The following is a 20,566-nucleotide window of genomic DNA, read 5'->3' as shown; positions in this document are numbered from 1 at the left end:
GTTCTGCGAAAAATCAATCAAACCGCTTTCTGATTCAGGCTCTGAGGGAAGATATGTGTAGGAAAGCAAAGTCAGTCCTGGTATCGGGCATCCTGCCGCTTGTCATGATAACATTTGTTCCTCTGCTCCTTAACCGGACCGGTATTGAGGTGGCTGGCTTTCCTATATCCGTATTCTGGATATTTTCATGTTTTATATTGGTGCCAGGCTGCATGTGGACGGGGTGGGTTTTATTTGAGCAGGAAAAGTAAAATCGCATTATGGAAATCGTAAATTTCTGCCTTGTTATCCTGACGGCCCTGCTGATCGCCTTATGTGCCCGGCTGAGCATAAAAACTTATGACGTAAAGAATTTTTTTGTCGCGTCAGGCCATTTTGGCAGGTTTCTCATATTTTTCCTGATGATCGGGGAAACATACAGTATCGGCAGCGTGCTGGGCTTTCCTGCCGGGGTGTATAGTAAAGGGGAGATGTTTCCCCTGTGGTTTCTGGGGTATATATTACTTTCTTCCTGTATTGGATATTTTATAAATCCAGAAATATTAAAAATTCGTGATGAATATTCATGCGTTACCCTTGCGGATATATTCAGGAAACATTTCGGAAGTTATGTTCTTGAAATAATCGTTGTCATAAATTCCATAATGTTTCTTGTTCCATTCGGTGAATCACAACTGATTGGTATTCTTGTTGTCACAAAATATATGAAATTTCATATATCTACCATGTTGGTGGCGATCATATCGGGATTGATGACCCTGTTATGGGTCGTGTTTTCCGGCATACGGGCACCGGCCTATATTTCCATTTTCAAAGACATACTGATGGTTGTCTCGATTGTGATGGGTGGCGTTGCGGCGCTGAACCTCATGGATGTTCCGCAGCCGTATCTGGAACATCTGGTCAGTTCGGTCGTGCAGCCTTCCTATCTGAGCGGGTCACAGGATCTGTTCATCGTTTCCACAATACTGTTGCAGGGCGTGGGCTTCTGCGTGGCGCCACAGGCCGTGGCTTTTGTGTTTACGGCCCGTTCGGAAGATACGCTGCGGAAGAACCAGATCATCATGCCATTTTATATGCTGATGTTTCCCTTTCTGTATCTCATGTCCATGTATGCGTTGCGTACGCATATGGCGCTGTCCTCGCCAAACGACGTGTTTATGGCAGTGGTCAGCAATACGCTTTCCCCCGGCGCGCAGGGGCTTGTCGCCGGCGGATGTGTTCTTTCCGCATTGGTGATTTTATCAGGCATATGCCTGACCATCGGTCCGCTTGTTTCACGCAATGTACTGCATGCGTCCAGTGGTGAATGGCAAAGCCGTGGCGCCAAGATTGTCATGGCGGTTTATTTGATGCTGTCGATTGCCAGTCTTTCCTTTCTTTCAAAATATATTATTGTTCTCAACAATATCTATTACTTCGGGATATCGCAGACGTTTCCGGCCATCATGCTGGTGATTTTCAGGAAGAAGATGCCCGCGTCGCTTGTGGGGACGGGACTGGTCGGTGGCGTGCTGTTCTCGCTGCTGCTGTATTTTTCCAACATAGACACGCTTGGTATCAATCCTGGATTCATTGGTATGATTTTCAATGTATCGGTATTGTATTTCGGGTCGAAATTGATTTCACGCAGGTCGATTTATAAAAGTGTCCAGACGTGATCTACTGGTTTTTATAAATCCGTCAGTTCGACGGAAATGTCATTGGGTATGGAGTAAGGTAAGTCAGAATGACGCAGAATTCTTCTATAGGCCATGGTGACAATGTTTTCATTGACGGACAGGACCTGTGGTCCGACCTTATGGAAACGGCCCGGTTTGGTGGCACCCCTAGGGGTGGCATCCGCCGCCTGACCCTGACGGCGGAAGACAGGCAGGTGCGCGACTGGTTCGTGCGCACATGCGAGGAACTGGGTTGCACGGTCACGCATGATTCCATGGGCAACCAGTTCGCCCGTCGGGCCGGGCAGGATGACAGCCTGCCGCCCATTACCATTGGCAGTCACCTGGACACCCAGCCGACGGGTGGCAAATTTGATGGTATCCTTGGTGTGCTGGGGGGGCTTGCCGTGCTGCGCGCCCTGTATCGCGCTGGTTACGTGACCCGTCATCCGATTGAACTGATCAACTGGACGAATGAGGAAGGCTCCCGCTTTACCCCGCCCATGATGTGTTCGGGCGTCTTTGCCGGTGTCTTTACCGAACAGGAAGTGCTGGACAAGCGTGACCGGGCCGGACTGCGTTTTGGTGACGAACTGGAGGCGATTGGTTATCGCGGCAGCGAGCCCTGTGGCCAGCACCCCGTCACCGCTTATTTTGAACTGCATATCGAACAGGGACCGATCCTGGAGGCCGAAGAAAAGACCATCGGCATCGTAACGGGCGTGCAGGGCGCACGCTGGTACGAAGTGACGGTAAAGGGCAAGGACGCCCATGCCGGTTCCACCCCCATGCCCATGCGCCATGATGCGCTTCTGGCCGCCGCCCGCATGATCGAGGCCGTCAGCACGGTAGCCCTGTCACACGCGCCGACGGCCGTGGGCACGGTGGGACTGATTGAAAACCGTCCCAACAGCAACAATGTGGTGCCGGGTGAGGTCTTTTTCACCATTGATGTGCGTGACCCTGATGATGCTGTCGTCCAGCAGATGGAGGCGCAGCTTTATGACCTGTTGCCGCAAATCGCGGAACGTAGTGGCGTTGCTCTGGAAATCGTGCGGATATGGGATGCCCCGGCTGTGCATTTTGACCCCGTCTGTATCGGTATGGTCGAGGCCGCGGCACAAGAAAGTGGTTATGGGGCGCGGCGTATCGTGTCCGGTCCCGGTCACGATGCTGCTTATATGGCGCGGATCACCCCCACGGCGATGATCTTTGTTCCCTGTCTTGATGGCCTGAGCCATAACGAAGCCGAAAGCATTACGGAAAAAGATGCTGAAGCCGGCGCCAGCATCCTGCTCAAGGCTGTTCTCAAGGCGGATGCCGTCTTTAACAATGCATAGAGACTGTTCGAGATCAATGTGTTGATAAATAAAGAATAAAAGTTTTTGGGCGCCGCCTTTTTCAAACAGGTGGCGCTCTTCTAAGCTTTTTGGAAAAAGCTTCACCAAAATTTTTCATAATCTGCCCGATGTTGCAAAGGCTGACTTGTCAGACAGGTTGGGCCCGCTGGCATCCCATCCAGTCCGCTGCGCCAAGCGTTCTGGATCCGGCGTGCAGGCGGGGGCGAACCCGTTGTCAGATCTGTGACTTGGCCGGAGATTCCCGACGAGGAATCAACCATTCCATGCCTGGCAGGGGCGGGCAGGAATGGCCACAAGGTATATCCTGCCATCCGTCCGGGTAATCGATTGCTACTGGCAGAACGTGTGTTCCGGATGTCGGATCATGGCCTGTTGGAAAGCTGCGTTTTATCATTACGAATTAGCAATATGACTTATAGATAATTTCTTAATTGAAACGGAATCTTGTTGCGCGCCATGGTGTTATCCTATTGCGCCAGAGGAAAGCAACGCGATGGTATCAGCGTCAATGGCACAGGCAGGGGATATCAAAAACGCCTGCCACGACCTTCCCATTATCAGGATGTCGATTGTCACACTGGTTGTGTCACGACTGAAGGACATGGGGCTGAATGTAGAAAGTGCGATGGCGCGCGCCCAGATCGAGACCGCGTTGCTGTCACTGCCCCATACAACCATTCATCTCAAGACGTTCGCTTCATTTCTTGAAGATGTGGCATTGCGTAATAACAGGCCACTCGTGGGGTTTGAACTCGGGCTTATAACCCGACCGGATGAAATTGGCCCACTGGGTCTGCTGTTTTTACTGGCCCGGACGCTACGCGAAGGCATGATTGCCTACAATGATTTTTTCCCCGCCGTGCAGTCTCACTCCCGGCTGCATCTTTCGGAAAACGAGGAACTGGCGCGGATTTCCTATTGTATTGATCATGCAGGTAGTTGGCCCCGCCGACAGGATACGGAATTTACCCTGGGTACGATTGTCGCCCTGCTGAAGGCACGGTTTGGAGCCCATTGGGTACCATCGGGAATAGAATTTGAACATACGAGTATTGATGGAAGCGCCAAGCTGAAACGATTGCTGGGTTGTGATTTTACGTATGGTTGTACTACGAATTCCGTTCTGTTTCCCAAAAAATACCTTGATATGCGTATGGGAACCGCAAATGATGTCCTGATATCCGTTTTGAAAGATCACCTGAAAAGTCTTGTCGGCCAGTCTGAAGAAACAAATTCGGTGGAAGCAGCAATAATCGATGCCATCGAGTTCTGTGTCGAAATCGGCCAGCCCTGCATGGCCTGCGTGGCGAAACGGCTGGATGTGTCCGTTCGTACATTGCAGCGCCGGTTGCAATCGGCCGGTCATTCCTTCCGTTCCCTGCTTGATCATTACCGTAATCTTACCGCGACGCGCCTGGAGGAACTGGGCGCATTGAAGCGGGATGCCATAGCGACACATCTTGGATATGCTGAAAGTACGTCGCTCTCTCGGTCCCGCAGACGATGGAAGGCTGCATTGAAAGATAAATATCAGTATATTCAATCGGAAGGCGTTTGATAATATATAAAAATACTTATGAATATTATTATTGTTTGATTCTGTTGGAAAACCGTGCAGGAAATTTCAGGCGGGGTATCGCAGGGAACAGCAGGGACTGTTACGGGCGTATACAGGGGAAGACAGGATACGCACTAACAGAAGAACCAATGGGTGCCCGGGCCTGCAAGACAGAACATCACTCATCTGATCTGACTGATGGCACAGGAGTACATATGGGCATACCGGATGTCGCGAACGAAACGGTGCGGTTGAAACGGAAAACAGACAGATTTCTGAAATGATATTTTTGCATATGAATACATCAGGATATTTTATCCGCTAATTTTCTTTATTGGAATATATCCCGATAAACTTACAATACATGGATGCATCATGAATTGGGGCCTGATGCAGTGGTTCCATCATCACGTCAGCATATCAGTATCATTCCCGCTTCTTGATGTAGGAATCCTGATTTTGTTTCTATCATATGGCATTGCAGTTTTAATGTTACTATAAAATAACAAAATGGTTTGGCGCATATTTCCCGAATTTCACAACGAAGATGATACAGATGAAGCCGATATGGAAAAAGCGTTTCCTGGCCATCCCTTTCTGCGGTTTCCTGGCCGTAACCTGCCTTGCCGTGCATGAGGGTGTTGCGGCCCCGACGTCAACGGACTGGTCCAGTTATGGTGGCAATCAGTTTGAACAGCATTTCAGCCCCCTTGCACAGATCACCCATGACAATGCACACCGTCTGAAACTGGCATGGCATCATGACTTTGACACCAACAGGGGGCAGGAAGGTATCCCGATCGTCGTAGACGGCGTGATGTATGCCAGTAGTAACTGGTCACGTGTCTTTGCACTGGAGGCCGCAACAGGCCGGTTGCTGTGGTCCTATGATCCGCGTGTTCCCGGTGATACGGCGTGGCGGGGGTGTTGTGACACGGTCAATCGTGGCGTGGCGTACTGGCATGGCATGATTTATGTTGGCACGTTTGATGGCCGTCTGGTGGCGCTGGATGCCAGAACGGGCAGGGAAGTCTGGAGTGTCAATACAATCCCGCCCGATGCCATTCTGGGCAAGGCGCGTGCTTACAGTGTTGATGGCGCGCCACGTATTGCCCATGGCAATGTCATTATCGGCAATGGCGGGGCGGAACTGGGCGCGCGGGGCTTCGTTTCCGCCTTTGATGGCATGACCGGTAAGCTGAAGTGGCGTTTTTTCACGGTACCCAATGTGGATGACGAAGCAGACCATGCCGTGTCCGATCCCGTTCTCCACGACATGGCATGGCCCACATGGTCGCCGACCGAGGCATGGCGTGTGTCGGGCGGCGGGGGCACCGTGTGGGATTCGATCCTGTATGATCCCGTGACCGATCTGGTCTATATTGGCGTGGGTAATGGCTCGCCCTGGAATTACAAATTACGCTCGGACGGGAAGGGGGATAACCTGTTTCTGGGCAGCATTGTCGCCGTGAAACCGGATACGGGTGAATATGTCTGGCATTTTCAGGAAACGCCACGCGACCAGTGGGACTATACATCCACCCAGACGATTACCACGGCCGACCTGCCGGTTGATGGGCAGGTCAGGCACGTTATTCTGCATGCCCCGAAAAATGGCTTCTTTTACATGATTGATGCCCGGACGGGACAGTTTCTGTCAGGGCGGAATTATGTATTTGTCAACTGGGCGACAGGTCTGGATCCCCACACGGGTCGGCCCCTGTTTACGCCGGATGCCCTTTATACCCTGACCGGCAGGAACACGAAAATGTATCCCGGTGCGCTGGGTGCCCATAATTTTCCACCCATGGCCTATAGTCCATTGACCCGTCTGGCCTATATTCCCGCGCAGCAGGTTCCCGAAACCTACCATGCGGACAAGGTGTGGTCCTGGAACCGCAAGGGCTGGAACCTGGGTCTGGATGGCGTGCAGCCAGCAGATATGGCGGATATGAAATGGTGGACCATCGCATGGGATCCGGTCCTGCAACAGGAACGTTTCCGCATTGACCATACCGGTCCATGGAACGGCGGCATGCTGGTTACAGGTGGCGATATACTGTTTCAGGGGTTATCTGATGGTACCTTTCATGCCTATGACGCCCTGAATGGACAGGATCTGTTTTCCTTTCCCGCGCAAAGCGGCATCATCGCCACCCCCATGACGTACAGCATTGACGGAATCCAGTACGTAGCGATCGAAGTCGGATGGGGTGGTACCTATCCCCTTTATTTTGGTGGTCCCTACAAACATCTGACAACCACGGGAAACCGATCGCGCCTGCTGGTTTTTGCGCTGGAGGGCAATGACAGGCTGCCCGATCAGGCACCCCATGACTGGTCGCCCGTCAGGCCGCCCGCACGCTTTGACACTGCTGCGGCACAGCGCGGTGCACCGGATTACGCCACCTACTGCATTGGGTGCCACGGGCATGATGTCATGTCTGGCGGTGTCCTGCCCGATCTGCGGTGGTCGGGCGCATTGTCGGACGATACCGGATTTTACAATGTTGTCGGGCGCGGCGCGCTGACCGCCTTTGGCATGGATGAATTCGGATCTGTTCTGTCCCGGCAGAAAATAGAGGATATCCGCCAGTTCATTATCCAGCAGGCCAACCGTTCATGGCATGGGACCACTGACGGAAATTAGGGCAGGCGTGCCGTAAACACGAAAAGCGCCGGAAACCCAGCGTTGTGATACCGTATGTGATTGTCTGGGAAAGGTAGTTGGTGGAGGGAGTTGGATTCGAACCAACGTAGGCGTACACCAGCGGATTTACAGTCCGCCCCCTTTAGCCACTCGGGCATCCCTCCGGGTTGGCGCGGTAATTACGGGGATTGGCGAGGGGTGTCAATAGGCAGCGTGAAAAACTTCATTCATTCCCGGTTTGGGGGCATGACGCAGACTATGGTTGGGCTTAAAGAACGGTCATGAACATGCGCACTCCCCGTCGTCGCGGCGCGTCAGCCGCCCCTTCCGCCCAGTCCGCCCTCCCTGCATCCGACCGGAATGGTCGCGGGGGACGGGGTGCGGCTTCGGCCCCGCGTGGCACATGCTGGCTGTATGGACAGCATGCAGTGCAGGCGGCACTGGAAAATCCGGCGCGCAAGCTGCGGCAGCTTCTGGTCACGGCTGAAGCACAGGAAACCCTTGCCGCCAGGCTGGAGGGTGGTTTCCCCATTCAGCCCGTGCGCACCGAACGTGCCCGTCTTGATACGCTGTGCGGGCCCGATGCGGTGCATCAGGGCATGGCGTTGCTGGTGGATGTGCTGACACCACCCGACCTTGATACCGTGCTGGAACGGCCCGGCCCCGTGCTGGTGCTGGACCAGGTGACGGATCCGCGCAATGTGGGGGCCATCCTGCGCTCGGCCGCGGCATTCGGTGCGGTGGCGGTTGTCGTGCAGGACCGTAATGCCCCGGATGAGACAGGCACCCTGGCACGGGCGGCATCCGGCGCACTGGAAATCGTGCCGCTGATCCGGGTGGTCAACCTGTCGCGTGTGCTTGATGCGCTCAAGACCCGTGGCCTGTGGGTGGTGGGGCTGGATGCTGGTGGCGGCATACTCGATGGCGCCTCCTTCAGCCAGCGTCGTGTCGCCCTGGTGCTGGGGGCGGAAGGTGCGGGCCTGCGTCGCCTGACACGGGAACATTGTGACGAGATCGCGGGCCTTGCCATGAGCAGCGACATGGAAAGCCTCAACGTCTCCAACGCGGCGGCCGTGGCTTTATACGAGATGTACCGTCCTCGCTGAAGGTCGTATAAAAAACCATAAAAGTTTTTGGATGCCACCTTTTTTCAAAAAGGTGGCGTTTCCGGAAGTTTTTCGCACAAACTTTATAAAAAATGTCTTTAGTTTCAATATTTTCCGTGGATGAACCCGCAAAGGTGGCCGCAGGCCAGTCCCGTGGTCATGGGCCAGGGCGGATCATGAAAAACTATTTATGTTATAACATGTAGATTTATCTCGTCATTCTTGTCATTCGGGGCAAATGACACGACCGCGTGATACAGATCGCCCGCGTGGCGACAGCCCGACGGCCCATTGCCTGCGTGGTTAGCGTCATGGGCGGCTGGCTGCGCCGTTTCCGGTGGCTGTATGCCCCGCGTGCGGTGGATTTCGGCTTTGCGCTCCGCACCACCATCGCAGCCCTTCTGGCACTGGTCCTTGCCCTGTGGATGGAAATGGACGACCCGCAATGGGCGGCCATGACCACATGGATCGTGGCGCAGAATTCGCGTGGGCAGAGCATGTCCAAGGCACGCTGGCGCCTGCTGGGCACGGTCTGTGGTGCCGTGGCGGGTGTGGCGCTGATCGCGGCGCTGCCCCAGTCGTCGTGGCTGTTTTTCCCGGTGCTGGCGGTCTGGGTGGGAATATGTTGCGGGCTTGCGACCTTCCTGCGCAATTTCCATTCCTATGCGCTGGTACTCATGGCGTTCACCAGCGGCCTGATTGCCCTGAACGCGGCGGATGACCCGCGTGATGTGTTCGCGATCGCCATGTCGCGTTCAACCTACATCTTCCTGGGCATCCTGTGTGAAAGCGGACTGGCGTCGGTATTCGCGCCCAATCTGGCCGATGTCGCGCACAGGGAAATCACCCGCCGCGTTGCGGCAGCGGTGAGACAGGCGGCGCAGGCCCTGACGGGCATGATGGCGGGACAGGATTCCGGATTCCTGCGGTCACGCACGCTGCTGGGGTCCGTCTTTTCCATTTCGGACCAGATCGAGTTCAGTGAAGTGGAAATGCAGCACCGCACCCATGCCGGTGACCATGCGCGCGCAGCACTGGCCGCCGTGGCCGTGGTGATGTCGCGCGGACTGGGACTGGCGGCGCGCATACGGGAGGCAGGCGGCGTGCCCCCAGCCTTCGTTACTCCGCTGGCCACGGCAAAGGCACTGTTTGCGGACATGCAGGGGTTGATGGATGGTCCCGATCCCGTTGCTGCCGTGCCGGGCCTGCGCGCGCGCATCCGCATGCTGGGGGCGGAATGCCGGCAGCAACTGGTCAATGACATCATCGCTGTCAGTGGCCCGGTACCCATGGATGCGGCCGGGTCACAGGTACATCTGGACGGGTATATCCTCAATGCCTCGCTCGGGGTGCTGCTGGTGCGGCTGGATGCGGCGCTGGCGCATCTGGCGGCGACCCGGGCGGCCCCCGTCCATGACCATTTCCACTTTTCCACCCCGCCATGGCGCGACCGGACGGATGCGTGGCATAACGGCGTCCGGTCGGCGGGCGCGGTCCTTGTGGGCGGTCTGGTGTGGGAAGTGACGGGTTGGCCCGACGGGCCGACTTTCGCCATGTTCGTCGTGGTGACATGCAGCCGTTTCGCCGCCAATGAAAACCCGGTTCAGGACAGTCTGGGCTTCCTGCGCGGCGCGGTCTGGGCGGTGGTGGTGGCGGCCTTCCTGACCTTTGTCGTGCTGCCCCGGCAGGCGGTGTGGGAAACGCTGGTCGCATCCCTGTTCGTGCCCATGATGGTGGGGGGACTGGCGCTGCGCGACGCCCGCACGGTGGGCACGGCCGCGCCCTATAATAATTTCCTGCCCTTCATGGTCTATCCCGGCAACCAGTCGCGGCTGGATGAACTGACCTTTTTCAATACCAACAGCGCGGTCGTGCTGGGGATATGGTGCAGCGTGCTGGTGTTCCGGCTGGTGCTGCCATTTGATCAGGATGCGGAACGCTGGCGCATGCGCCGCCAGATGGTGGGCGACCTGCGCCGTATCGCACGTGCGCCCGCGATTCCCGATACCGGCGCATGGGTGAATACGCTGACCGCACGGTTCGCGCGTCTGGTCCGTCATTCCGTCTCCATGTCCGATGCCCAGACCAACGCCTATCTGGATGGGGTGCTGGCGACGATGACCGTGGGGCTGAACCTGATCCGGCTGCGGCGCATGCTGGATCGTGGCAGCCTGCCGCCCGATGCGCGGCAGGCGGTGGAACATACGATTGCAGGCTTTGCCGCATGGCGGGGCCNCCGCCAGCCGGTCTGGCCCACACGGCGGGGGATGCGCTGGCCTGCGTGCGGGCGCGCGTGGCGACGGAGGGAAACCTGTCGCGTCGCCTCGATCTGGGGTGGAGTGTCGCCTATCTGGAAATACTGGTGCGTGAACTTGTGGCACATGCCCGGTTTTTCGATATTACCCACCGTTTCCATGTCCTGCCCGATTCGCGCCCGACCGGGCCGGGCATGAACCCGTACCAGCCTGAAGGAGCCATCCATGACCATCAAACGCCTGCAACCTGAGGAACGACTGACCGGTGCCGTCGTGCATGGGCATACCGTCTATCTGGCCGGGCAGGTGGCCGATGACCCCACCCTTGATGCCGAAGGCCAGACGGCGGACATCCTGCGCCAGATCGACGCCCTGCTGGCGGAAGCGGGGACCAGCAGCGCGCGCCTGCTGTCGGTACAGATTTTCCTCAGCGACATGAACGACATGGCCGCGATGAACCGCGCATGGGATGCGTGGCTGGATCGTGACGCCAAACCCGCCCGGGCCACGGTTGAAGCCCGCCTGGCCGATCCACGCTGGAAGGTCGAAATCACCGGAATTGCAGCCCTGCCCTGACCTGCGGGCGGCACTGCGCGCCTGTTTTCATGCAACCGTGGCGTGGGCGGCCTGTTCAGATTCCTGAATGCGGTCCCATGGAGCCGCCCATGACAGGGAGCAGACCACCATGCCAGATGATAACAGCCATGCCTCGTCCCGTCGCCAGATCCTGACCGGAGTGGCCGCGGCCGGCCTTGTCACGGCGGCCNNCCGGCCGGTCCGGTGCTGCCGCGGAAATGGCGGCCCCCACGCCCGCGCTGGTGGACCCCGAAAATGCCTATCCCCGCCCGCCGTTTCCCCAGCAGTCGCAGCCCTGGCCCGGCCTTGCGGGCAAGATGACGCCACGACCCGACCATGGGGAAACCAGCTATCGGGGGTCCGGCAGGCTGGCGGGACGCAAGGCGCTGATTACGGGTGGCGATTCCGGTATTGGCCGGGCGGCTGCCATCGCCTATGCCCGTGAGGGGGCGGACGTAGCGATCGCCTACCTGCCGCAGGAAGAACCTGATGCGCGGGAGGTCATCGCCCTGATCCGCGAAGCCGGGCGCAAGGCCGTGGCCCTGCCCGGTGACCTGCGGGACCGCAAATACTGTGATGCTCTGGTGCAGCGCGCGCACCGGGAACTGGGCGGGCTGGACATTCTGGTCAGCAATGCAGGCCGCCAGCGCCATCAGGACAGTATCCTTGATATCAGCGACGAACAGTTTGATGAAACCTTCCGCACCAATATCTACGCGCTGTTTTACCTGAGCAAGGCGGCCATTCCGCTCATGCCGCGCGGGGGCGCGATCATCGCCACGGCGTCGGTCAATGCGTTCAGCCCGTCTGAAATCCTGCTGGATTATTCCGCGACCAAGGGGGCGATTGTCGCCTTCGTCAAGTCACTGGCCAAGCAGATGGTCCACCGTGGCATCCGCGTCAACGCGGTGGCCCCCGGCCCGTTCTGGACCGCGTTGCAGGTCAGTGGCGGCCAGACGGAAGAAAACATCCACGACTTTGGCGGCGAGACCCCGATGGGCCGTGCGGGCCAGCCGGCGGAACTGGCGCCTGTCTATGTGCTGCTGGCCTCATCCGAAGCCAGCTACATCACCGGTCAGGTCTATGCCGCCGCTGGCGGGACGGGCGTGGAATAATAGAGGGGCGGAATGTCCTTGCAGCATGGTTGCCGCAATGGCACATGGCGTGGATGCGTATCATCATGTCCTGCCTGCTGATGCTGCTGGGGGTTGCAGCATGTTATTATGCCTTTGGCATGATTACCGATGCCGGGCGTTTCATTTCCGATTCCCATCCCTGGTAACGCCGGTCACGCCAGTTTTCTGGCCGTGTGGGCGGGCATGAAGCGGGCCGTCACGGGATCCGGTGCCGGGTGGGCTGCGCGGCCATGATTTTTGTTGCGCCACTGTTGCGGATCATGCACCCAATCGGGCATCCGTAGCGTTTCCCATTAGTTCAGTGACAAAAAAATTCCGCAGGCCCAGCTTGTGGTGGAGGTCGAAATGATCCGTTTTCCCGCCCTGCCCGCCCTTGTCGCCGCCAGTATCGTGGTGGCTTCTCCCGCCCTTGCGGCCACCGTGCGGCTGGAAGGTCACTTTACCCCTGAACACGGCACGACCAGCCAGCCCGATGGCACCGTGCAGGCCACGCTGAATACGCGCACGAATCTTGTGAAATATACCCTGACCTGGACCGGGCTGAGCGGGCCGGTGGTCGCCGCCCATTTCCATGGTCCCGCCCCGGCGGGGGAAGAAGCGGGCGTGCTGGTGCCCATTCCCAGCCCCTATAAATCCGGGCAGCACGGATCCGTCCTGCTGTCATCCGAGCAGGCGGAGGCCCTCCAGAACGGTCAGGTCTATGTAAACCTGCACACGGCCGCCCAGCCCAATGGCGAGGCCCGCGCCCAGCTTGCGCCGGTTCGTCCCGGCGGAAAAAAATAAACCGCAACCCGTTGGGATCATGTCCATGATATAGTTTGCATGGCTGCTATTTGTGCGGCACAGTGCAAGGGACGACATGCCAATCATGTCTGTCACGCAAGGACGCGGGGCAACCTGCCCGCCAGAAATCATGGAGTTCGCTTTTGCGCCTAGCATCTCTGGCCGCCGTAGCGGCTGCTGTGTCCCTTTCCGGTATGACCCCTTTTGCCTGTGCCCATGCGGCGGATGCGCTGGGTGATCATACGGCAACGATCGCCTTTACCCTGTCGGCGGCCGATCTTGGGGCCGGGATGTCATGGGGAAAGGGTGTCCTGACGTTTGAAGGGCATGACTACCCTTTCCGCATCCGCGGTGGCTCGGGTGCGGCCATCGGCTTTTCCAAGACCCATGCCACGGGCACCGTCTATAACCTGTACCGCATTCAGGATATCGAGGGTACCTACTGGTCCGTACAGGGTGAGGCGACGGTTGGCGCGGGGAAGGGTGCGGCCGTCATGGAAAATAACAACGGCATCCATATCAAGTTCACGTCGCGCAGCAGCGGCGCGCGGCTGGCATTTTCGGTCGAACGCCTGACCATAAGCCTGACGCCGGATGCCAAGGCTGCGTCTGCGCCTGTGTCCGCGACCCTGGCGGCGGCCACCACCCCTGCTGTACATGAATAGGCAGGCCAGCCCCTGATCGTGCATGGTAGGCACCATCATGAACATGGATGGAGCCACCAGCATGACAGAAAATACCCATACATTTGGCGACGGCCGCCTTGCGGCCAGCGTGCGGGCCCACGGGGCGGAACTGTGTGCCCTGCGCGCGGACGGGCGTGACCTGCTGTGGTGTGGCGGTGACCCGTGGCGTCGCCAGTCGCCGGTGCTGTTTCCCATCGTGGGGCGACTGGTGGATGATGCGGCATGGGTCGATGGGCAGGCGTACCGCATGACCCAGCACGGTTTTGCCCGCGACTGCACATTCCGCTGGCTGGAACGCGATGAGACGGGCTGCCGCCTCGAACTGTCCGATACGGACGCCACGCGCAGGATCTATCCCTTCGCCTTCAGCCTTGTCATTGAATACCGCATTGAACAGGGCAGGCTGCGGGTTGGGTACTGCGTGACCAACCCCGATGCGAATCGTGTCCTGCCCGCATCGCTGGGTGCGCACCCTGCCTTTGTATGGCCGCTGGCCGCCGACGTGCCCAAGGGCCGGCACATCATCGAATTTGACCAGCCGGAGCCGGAAGGCGTCCGGCGGCTGAAGGATGGCCTGCTGCTGCCCGAATCCTTTCCCACCCCGGTCGTCGGTCGGGTGCTGCATCTCGATGAATCCCTGTTTGCGGCAGATGCGCTGATTTTCGACCGTCCGGCCAGTACGGGGCTGACCTATCGCATCCCCGATGGTCCGGGCCTGCGTCTGACATGGGAAGGCTTTCCCCAGTTAGGCATATGGATGAAGCCGGGCGCTGATTTCGTATGCATCGAACCGTGGCATGGCATGGCCAGTCCGGTCGGATTCAAGGGCGATTTTTCCACGCGTCCAGGCGTGTTTCACCTGCAGCCCGGACAGGAATGGCGGGCATCGTGGCAGGTTGGCTGCATCTGACCCCATGGCCCTTCCGGCAGGTGTCTTTTCCATGCAACACCTGCCGGAATAAGCCTTGCGAAAAAAGCATGGATCACCCCGGAAATCTGCGAAAATATCGTATTTCCAACCCCCCGGTTGCGTCGTAGCGTGCGCGCAGGAGCAGCATGCGGCAGTCTCGCCCGCTAGGCTCACGGGAAACGCCTTGATGCGTAGTTTTTCTCCTGTCCCCGCCGTGGGATTTTCCCCTTCTTCCAATCCCCTCCAGATCCGCACGCTGCGCCAGCGCGTTGTGGGCTGGGTCGGTGCAGCCTACCGCAAGCAGGGGATGATGCTGCTGGCGACGCTGCCCAGTATCGCCGTGCCGTCGGGCTGCCATGCCGGGATGGAGGGATCGCCCTCCTTGCTGGCGCTGCGGGGCTGCTGGGACCGGACCTGACTGCTGTGGCCTGCGACCGGGCAGGTCCTGCATCATGATCGTATGGCGGTGCATTCCGGTGTGCCGCCATATTCATTGGACGATACATAACAGGAGCGTAAAATACACCTGACAGGCCGCCACATGGGGAGAGCGAAGGGACATGGGTAAACATATGCCACGACGTGCGGCATGGCTGGTGGTTGCCATGCTGGCACAGGTGGAAACAGCCCATGCGGCCACGACCGCGTTCAACAAGCTGCCTGATTATGAGAAATTCGGCATTACGGTCACCAGCGCCTATCACGTGCGCCGGTGCGGGGTAACGGTCACGATCAACCAGTCCCGTTTCGTGGACAGCGCCAGCGCGCTGGAAAATGAAGGGATCCTGGATAACGTCACGCCCGCGATCATCAGCAGGCGGCCAGCCTATTACATCGGGCAGGCCATGCATGAAATCGTGCCGACCATCATTTACCATACCTTCCTGCGCTATGCGGATGCGGCAAACTGCCACTTCGTCTTCCATACGAAAGGGAGCGAGGACGAGGCGTTATATGGCATCGAGGAAAGCGCATCCCCCGCGTTCCTGAGCTTTGTCGTGAACAGCCATACCCATACGCAGGTGGACTGGTACAAGGCCAGTTTTGACGAAATCCGCGAAGTGGCGTCCAAGTTCGAGGAAGACCCGGCCTATGCCGCCCCCCTGGCGCCGGAGGAAGGGGGTGTTACGCAACCCACGTCCGCAGATCCCGACAGCATCCAGGACGTGACAGACCGCCTGCAATGAACGAAAGAAGAGGGCATGACTTCCATGCCCGAATTTTCTCCCGTCTTCAGGGAGCAGTTGCAAGACCTGTTCCGCTGGCGGCGTGATGTGCGCCATTTCCGCCGTGACCCGTTGCCTGAACCCGTGCTGGACGATCTGCTGCGTACCGCCTGCCTTGCCCCGTCGGTGGGTCTGAGTGAACCATGGCGCTTCGTGCGTGTGGATGATCCCCGGCGTCGTGCGGCGGTGCGGGCGGATTTCGCCCGTTGCAATGCCAGCGCCCTGTCGGATCGCGCGGGAGCGGATGCACAGCGTTATGCCAGGCTGAAACTGGCGGGACTCGATGACGCGCCCCACCACGTGGCGGTCCTGTCCCATCCCGAACCCGCGCAGGGGCGCGGACTGGGCCGGGGGACCATGCCACAGACCACCACGTGGTCCACGGTCATGGCCATCCATACGTTCTGGCTGGCGGCCACGGCGGCGGGAATCGGGGTGGGATGGGTTTCCATCATCGATCCTGAACGGGTCATGGCCGTGCTGGACATGGATCCCGTTCTGGAACTTGTCGCCTATCTGTGCGTGGGCTACCCGGCCCAGCCTGCCAGCACGCCGGAACTTGAACGGCGCGGGTGGGAAAGGCGCGCGCCCGAACGCCGGGAGTGGATCAGGCGCTAGGGCCACTGGTTTTCACCCGGCCCCGGTGCCGGTTGCCATATCACGGGATATGCCCGGTTCCATCGTGGCCGTGCGCGGGTCATGCCCGATCAGGGCAACGGGCGCCGGACCGGGGCAGGGAACCGGACAGGAAAAAAATGGGTGGCAGATATTCGCTAAAGCCGGTTTTGCTGTCGTCCTGTTTCACCCATTGTGCCTGCCGGGTTTCAGGCTGGCCATATTCGGGTGGTGTACTCTCACCCTACCTGTTGACGTTCCGTGCCGGGCGGGCCGGTCGTGTCGGTACGCGGAATGCATGGATCGTGCCCGTTTCCCGGCGATGGAGGACTGAACGCTGCTGCACCATTTTGAATACCTGTTCCAGCATTACGGATATGGGGTGATTACCTTTATCGTCATGCTGGAAAGCATGGGACTGCCGCTGCCGGCTGAAACACTGATCATTTCAGCGTCCATCTACTGTGCCGCCACCCACAAGCTGGATATCCAGTTCGTGGCCCTTGCCGCGGTGACCGGGGCCGTGATCGGGGACAATATCGGCTATCTGATCGGGCGGAAGGTCGGCCTGCCGCTGCTGCAGAAATATGGCGCACGGATCAAGCTGACCCCGGACCGGTTGCTGCTGGGGCGTTTCCTGTTCCGTCATCATGGCAGTGGCATTGTGTTTTTCGGACGGTTTGTCGCCCTGCTGCGGGTATTTGTCGCCCTGCTGGCCGGGGCCAACCATATGCCGTGGCCGCGCTTCATGGTGTTCAATGCGCTGGGTGGCCTGTGCTGGGCCGGGGGATATGCCGCAGGTGCGTATTATCTTGGCCGCAAGGTGACGGAGGTATCAGGTACCGCCAGCATTGCGATGGGTCTGGCAGTGGCTGCCGGACTGGTGGCCAGCGCCATTTTCCTGCGTCGCAATGAAGAACGCCTGACCCGGCAGGCCCTGCTTGAAGCCCGTGCGGATGCGGCGGCACAGGGTACGTCCGGATCACCGGTGGCGTAAGCGGACCACCGTCCGGTTCGGTTATCCCATGTATGGGAAGGATTTACTGTAGCGTCGGCCTGTCCTGCGTGGCGACCTTGCCGGTCGGGGGCACCGTCAGCTTGGGACCGGGCAGGCGTTCGCGCAGCATGCCGTGTTCTTCCGGTGGCAGCAGGTCAGCCAGTGTCGTGCCATCCAGCACCTGCATGAATGCCCCCAGCGCCACCGACAGTACCCCGCGCAGGCGGCACATGTCCGACAGGATGCAACAACTGGCGTTTTCGGTGGCGCCTGGTTCGCAATGGACAAGGCGCATGTCGTCCTCGGTCTGGCGCACGACGTCGCCAATACGGATGTCCTTGGGCGCATGGGCCAGCAGCAGTTCCCCGCCCCGGCCACGGCGTGCATCGATCAGCCCAAGGCGTGACAGCCGATGAATGACCTTGACAAGGTGATTTTCGGAGATGTCGTACGCGCTGGCGATTTCATGGATCGACACGCGTCTATCCGCATGGATTCCCATGTATAGCAACGTACGTAATGCATAATCAGTGTGCAGGGTCAGGCGCATGTGGCTATCTAACATAGGGGTAATCGACAGAAACAGACCCATATAAACAGCATTTCAAATACAATTTATATGTTAAAATATGCTCCGGCCCTTGGTTTCAGTAAGCCAATGGCAAATAAAGGCGACGTAAACAGTCCTATAATATCACGTAAATGTGATTGTAATGAGGCGTAAATGCCTTCTTCCTGCCCCAAATCAACGGGTGCAGGTTCCCTCAGGCGCCAGTCCGTGCCTGCAACGCCCGCCGGGGCGTCATGTTCATGGCCGTCGTAACGGCAACGGGCGACCTGTCAGTGGGTGCCCGATTCTGTCTGTGACCCTGCCGGGCGGGCGGGTGGTTCCATCATCCGGTCCATCATCGCGAGCATCAGGCCCGATACGACGAAGGCCAGGTGGATGCCCACGCTCCATGCCAGTGTTCGGCTGGAGATTTCATTAACCCGGATGAAATCCGCCAGTACATGAATGGCCGACATGGCCACGATGGAAGCCATGAGCTTGATCTTGATATCCCCGAACGTGACGTGCCCGATCCAGTCGGGAAAATCCCGGTGGTTGCGCACATCCAGCTTGGAAACAAAATTTTCGTATCCCGCGAACATCACGATCAGCAGCAGGTTCGCCAGCAGCACCAGGTCAATCATGTCGAGGATGCCGACAAACACATCATCGAATTCCAGCGTGTAGCTATGCCTGACCAGCGTCCACACGGTCTGGAAGAATTTGACCAGTATCACCAGCAACCCGGCCGTCAGGCCAAGATATAACGGTGCGCACAACCATCGCGCACGGAAGAACAGTCGTTCCAGGCCGCTTTCCAGCCATGGTGTTCCCTGCGCGGGAACCGGAGACGACGCCTGCGGCGTGGGATCGTGCATGGGGTCTGTATAATCTCATCCTACCCGAATGGGTAGGTATATATCGCATCGCCAAACTTTTTTATCGGACTTTTTTCCTCTTCCGGCGGGTGATGACAATTATGTGTCCCGGCATGGTCCCACCGCCATTACGGGCGGGAATTATGGCGTATGACCTGGGCATGGGGCGGAATGCGCGACTGGCGCGGGATGCGCCGGTGGGGCCGTGCGCGCCGCCGCCTTGCGTGACGGGGGGACGCCGCGCTACTCCCCGCGTGTCTTTCACCGCAACAGGATACTGAGATATTGGCCGATCCCGGTAAAAGTAATGCAAACCACCGTACGCGCGCCATTGTCGCAGCCCTGGTGCTGGGTATTGTGGCGGGGCTGGTCCTGCATGCGGCGGGGCCTGCGGCAAGTGACCCCGCCGCCCGGGTTGCCACCCTGCTTACGGGGCTGTTCCTGCGGCTGGTGCGCATGATCATTGCCCCGCTTGTCTTTGCCACCCTGGTATCGGGCATCGGCAGTCTTGGCGATGGCGCGCAGGTCATGCGGATCGGCGGGCGTATCCTGCTGTGGTTCATTGCCGCGTCCTTCCTGTCGCTGGTGACGGGGCTGGTGGCGGCGAACCTGCTGCAGCCGGGGGCGGGATTCACGACCCCGCTATCGGTGGGGGACCTGGGGCTTGCGCATGGTCACTTCGACCCGATCGAATTCGTGCTGCATGTCGTGCCGACCAGTATCTTTGACGCCATGGGTCGCAATGACATCCTGCAGATCGTGGTGTTTTCCATTCTGTTCGGGCTGGCGCTGCCAGCAGCGGGGAAAGGTGCGCAGCGCCTGATCCTGCCATGGACCGGGGAACTTGCGCGCATCATGCTGCGCATGACCGACATGGTCATGTATGTCTCCCCCGTCGCGGTGTTCGGTTCCGTCATGGGCAGTGTGGCGCATAGTGGTGCGGGAATCCTTGGCACGTTCGGCATGTTCCTGTGCAAATTCTACGGTACGCTGGGGGTGTTGTGGGTGCTGCTGACCACCATGACCTTCTGCGTGCTGGGCCGACGCGTGTTTGAACTGGCCCGGTTGCTGGTGCAGCCCATCCTGCTGGGTTTCGCCACGGCCAGCAGTGAATCCGTCTATCCGCTGCTGGTGGAACGGCTGGAGCGTTTTGGCGTACCTGACCGCATAAGCGGCTTCGTACTGCCGCTGGGTTACAGCTTCAATCTGGACGGATCGGTGCTGTTCCAGTCCTTTGGTGCGCTGTTCATCGCGCAGGCTTACGGAATTCACATGCCGCTGGGCCAGCAGGTTGCGATGGTGCTGGTGATGATGCTCAGCAGCAAGGGCATTGCAGGCGTGCCGCGCGCGGCACTGGTCACGCTGGCGGCCGTCATGCCGCAGTTCGGCCTGCCGGAGGCAGGGCTGGCGCTGATACTGGGGATCGACCACTTCCTCGACATGGCGCGCACGGCCACCAACGTTCTGGGCAATGGCTATGCCGCGGCCGTTGCGGCGCGGTGGGAAGGCGCACTGGCGTCGCATCCGCTGGAGGAGGGGGAATAAAAGTTTTGGGGGCCGCCTTTTTTCAAAGAGGCGGCTTCCCTGAAGCTTTTTGGACAAAGCTTCACCAAAAACT

At 58.8% G+C, this 20,566-nt stretch carries 19 protein-coding genes and 1 tRNA gene; 17 read left to right on the top strand and 3 right to left on the bottom strand.

Annotated elements, in window-relative coordinates; translation table 11 throughout:
• The 5 genes from GEU01_RS26790 to GEU01_RS09225 all read left to right on the top strand — a co-directional run.
• On the top strand, positions 1-251 hold a 251-nt coding region (locus GEU01_RS26790), incomplete at its 5' end, for a hypothetical protein (protein WP_232272475.1).
• A gap of 9 nt (positions 252-260) precedes the next feature.
• A complete protein-coding gene (locus GEU01_RS09240; protein WP_019085862.1) occupies positions 261-1,661 on the top strand; it encodes a sodium:solute symporter family protein in 1,401 nt (466 codons plus the stop codon).
• A gap of 68 nt (positions 1,662-1,729) precedes the next feature.
• The gene (locus tag GEU01_RS09235) at positions 1,730-3,001 is read left to right on the top strand and encodes a M20 family metallo-hydrolase (protein WP_019085861.1); all 1,272 of its coding nucleotides are present in this window, start codon (positions 1,730-1,732) and stop codon (positions 2,999-3,001) included.
• Positions 3,002-3,530: 529 nt separating this feature from the next.
• Positions 3,531-4,580, top strand: a complete 1,050-nt coding sequence (locus GEU01_RS09230; protein ID WP_019085860.1) for an AraC family transcriptional regulator ligand-binding domain-containing protein — start codon at positions 3,531-3,533, stop codon at positions 4,578-4,580.
• A gap of 547 nt (positions 4,581-5,127) precedes the next feature.
• Positions 5,128-7,230, top strand: coding sequence for a PQQ-dependent dehydrogenase, methanol/ethanol family (locus GEU01_RS09225; protein ID WP_019085859.1), 2,103 nt, complete (start codon positions 5,128-5,130; stop codon positions 7,228-7,230).
• 78 nt (positions 7,231-7,308) lie between these two features.
• On the opposite strand, the gene GEU01_RS09220 is transcribed toward GEU01_RS09225, so the two are convergent.
• A tRNA-Tyr gene (locus GEU01_RS09220) sits at positions 7,309-7,394 on the bottom strand.
• 117 nt (positions 7,395-7,511) lie between these two features.
• Between GEU01_RS09220 and rlmB the strand changes: the two genes are divergently transcribed.
• The 11 genes from rlmB to GEU01_RS09150 all read left to right on the top strand — a co-directional run bounded on the left by rlmB (position 7,512) and on the right by GEU01_RS09150 (position 17,520).
• The gene (gene rlmB / locus GEU01_RS09215; RefSeq protein WP_019085858.1) at positions 7,512-8,336 is read left to right on the top strand and encodes a 23S rRNA (guanosine(2251)-2'-O)-methyltransferase RlmB; all 825 of its coding nucleotides are present in this window, start codon (positions 7,512-7,514) and stop codon (positions 8,334-8,336) included.
• 311 nt (positions 8,337-8,647) lie between these two features.
• Positions 8,648-10,789: an FUSC family protein gene (locus GEU01_RS22550; RefSeq protein ID WP_456303513.1), complete on the top strand. Its 2,142-nt coding sequence runs from the start codon at positions 8,648-8,650 to the stop codon at positions 10,787-10,789.
• Between the two features lie 27 nt (positions 10,790-10,816).
• On the top strand, positions 10,817-11,167 hold the full coding sequence (locus tag GEU01_RS09205; protein ID WP_010508718.1) for a RidA family protein: 351 nt from the start codon (positions 10,817-10,819) through the stop codon (positions 11,165-11,167).
• Positions 11,168-11,385: 218 nt separating this feature from the next.
• Positions 11,386-12,282: an SDR family oxidoreductase gene (locus tag GEU01_RS09200; protein ID WP_019085857.1), complete on the top strand. Its 897-nt coding sequence runs from the start codon at positions 11,386-11,388 to the stop codon at positions 12,280-12,282.
• Positions 12,283-12,648: 366 nt separating this feature from the next.
• Complete coding sequence (locus tag GEU01_RS09185) at positions 12,649-13,086, top strand: CHRD domain-containing protein (protein WP_010508709.1); 438 nt, start codon at positions 12,649-12,651, stop codon at positions 13,084-13,086.
• Between the two features lie 194 nt (positions 13,087-13,280).
• Complete coding sequence (locus GEU01_RS09180; RefSeq protein ID WP_010508707.1) at positions 13,281-13,751, top strand: hypothetical protein; 471 nt, start codon at positions 13,281-13,283, stop codon at positions 13,749-13,751.
• Positions 13,752-13,812: 61 nt separating this feature from the next.
• Positions 13,813-14,682 carry an aldose 1-epimerase family protein gene (locus GEU01_RS09175; protein WP_026018619.1) on the top strand — a complete coding sequence of 290 codons (870 nt, stop codon included), beginning with the start codon at positions 13,813-13,815 and terminating at the stop codon, positions 14,680-14,682.
• Positions 14,683-14,869: 187 nt separating this feature from the next.
• On the top strand, positions 14,870-15,100 hold the full coding sequence (locus GEU01_RS09170; RefSeq protein ID WP_010508703.1) for a hypothetical protein: 231 nt from the start codon (positions 14,870-14,872) through the stop codon (positions 15,098-15,100).
• Positions 15,101-15,242: 142 nt separating this feature from the next.
• Positions 15,243-15,869 carry a hypothetical protein gene (locus GEU01_RS09165; RefSeq protein WP_232272473.1) on the top strand — a complete coding sequence of 209 codons (627 nt, stop codon included), beginning with the start codon at positions 15,243-15,245 and terminating at the stop codon, positions 15,867-15,869.
• Positions 15,870-15,884: 15 nt separating this feature from the next.
• The gene (gene bluB, locus GEU01_RS09160) at positions 15,885-16,526 is read left to right on the top strand and encodes a 5,6-dimethylbenzimidazole synthase (RefSeq protein ID WP_026018618.1); all 642 of its coding nucleotides are present in this window, start codon (positions 15,885-15,887) and stop codon (positions 16,524-16,526) included.
• A gap of 397 nt (positions 16,527-16,923) precedes the next feature.
• Entirely contained in the window at positions 16,924-17,520 is a 597-nt protein-coding gene (locus GEU01_RS09150) for a DedA family protein (RefSeq protein ID WP_232272476.1), read from the top strand.
• A gap of 43 nt (positions 17,521-17,563) precedes the next feature.
• Here the strand turns inward: GEU01_RS09150 and GEU01_RS09145 are convergent, their stop codons facing one another.
• Together GEU01_RS09145 and GEU01_RS09140 are read right to left on the bottom strand one after the other, a co-directional pair.
• Positions 17,564-18,070: an RrF2 family transcriptional regulator gene (locus GEU01_RS09145; protein ID WP_026018617.1), complete on the bottom strand. Its 507-nt coding sequence runs from the start codon at positions 18,068-18,070 to the stop codon at positions 17,564-17,566.
• 290 nt (positions 18,071-18,360) lie between these two features.
• Positions 18,361-18,948, bottom strand: coding sequence for a TIGR00645 family protein (locus GEU01_RS09140; RefSeq protein WP_010508692.1), 588 nt, complete (start codon positions 18,946-18,948; stop codon positions 18,361-18,363).
• 285 nt (positions 18,949-19,233) lie between these two features.
• Here GEU01_RS09140 and GEU01_RS09135 point away from each other — a divergent pair, with 285 nt between their 5' ends.
• Positions 19,234-20,493, top strand: coding sequence for a dicarboxylate/amino acid:cation symporter (locus GEU01_RS09135; protein WP_019085846.1), 1,260 nt, complete (start codon positions 19,234-19,236; stop codon positions 20,491-20,493).
• Positions 20,494-20,566 lie beyond the last annotated feature (73 nt).

This window comes from Komagataeibacter europaeus LMG 18890 (genome assembly GCF_000285295.1).
Lineage (GTDB): Bacteria > Pseudomonadota > Alphaproteobacteria > Acetobacterales > Acetobacteraceae > Komagataeibacter > Komagataeibacter europaeus.
Note: the sequence above shows the minus strand (reverse complement) of the source record. Positions and strands in the feature narration are given on the sequence as shown.

Excerpts from the sequence above, each read along its gene's own strand:
- GEU01_RS09240 (WP_019085862.1), top strand. The coding sequence starts at position 261 with ATGGAAATCGTAAATTTCTGCCTTGTTATCCTGACGGCCCTGCTGATC.
- GEU01_RS09235 (WP_019085861.1), top strand. The coding sequence starts at position 1,730 with ATGACGCAGAATTCTTCTATAGGCCATGGTGACAATGTTTTCATTGAC.
- GEU01_RS09230 (WP_019085860.1), top strand. The coding sequence starts at position 3,531 with ATGGCACAGGCAGGGGATATCAAAAACGCCTGCCACGACCTTCCCATT.
- GEU01_RS09225 (WP_019085859.1), top strand. The coding sequence starts at position 5,128 with ATGATACAGATGAAGCCGATATGGAAAAAGCGTTTCCTGGCCATCCCT.
- rlmB (WP_019085858.1), top strand. The coding sequence starts at position 7,512 with ATGAACATGCGCACTCCCCGTCGTCGCGGCGCGTCAGCCGCCCCTTCC.
- GEU01_RS09205 (WP_010508718.1), top strand. The coding sequence starts at position 10,817 with ATGACCATCAAACGCCTGCAACCTGAGGAACGACTGACCGGTGCCGTC.
- GEU01_RS09200 (WP_019085857.1), top strand. The coding sequence starts at position 11,386 with ATGGCGGCCCCCACGCCCGCGCTGGTGGACCCCGAAAATGCCTATCCC.
- GEU01_RS09185 (WP_010508709.1), top strand. The coding sequence starts at position 12,649 with ATGATCCGTTTTCCCGCCCTGCCCGCCCTTGTCGCCGCCAGTATCGTG.
- GEU01_RS09180 (WP_010508707.1), top strand. The coding sequence starts at position 13,281 with ATGACCCCTTTTGCCTGTGCCCATGCGGCGGATGCGCTGGGTGATCAT.
- GEU01_RS09175 (WP_026018619.1), top strand. The coding sequence starts at position 13,813 with ATGACAGAAAATACCCATACATTTGGCGACGGCCGCCTTGCGGCCAGC.
- GEU01_RS09170 (WP_010508703.1), top strand. The coding sequence starts at position 14,870 with ATGCGTAGTTTTTCTCCTGTCCCCGCCGTGGGATTTTCCCCTTCTTCC.
- GEU01_RS09165 (WP_232272473.1), top strand. The coding sequence starts at position 15,243 with ATGGGTAAACATATGCCACGACGTGCGGCATGGCTGGTGGTTGCCATG.
- bluB (WP_026018618.1), top strand. The coding sequence starts at position 15,885 with ATGACTTCCATGCCCGAATTTTCTCCCGTCTTCAGGGAGCAGTTGCAA.
- GEU01_RS09150 (WP_232272476.1), top strand. The coding sequence starts at position 16,924 with ATGCTGGAAAGCATGGGACTGCCGCTGCCGGCTGAAACACTGATCATT.
- GEU01_RS09145 (WP_026018617.1), bottom strand. The coding sequence starts at position 18,070 with ATGCGCCTGACCCTGCACACTGATTATGCATTACGTACGTTGCTATAC.
- GEU01_RS09140 (WP_010508692.1), bottom strand. The coding sequence starts at position 18,948 with ATGCACGATCCCACGCCGCAGGCGTCGTCTCCGGTTCCCGCGCAGGGA.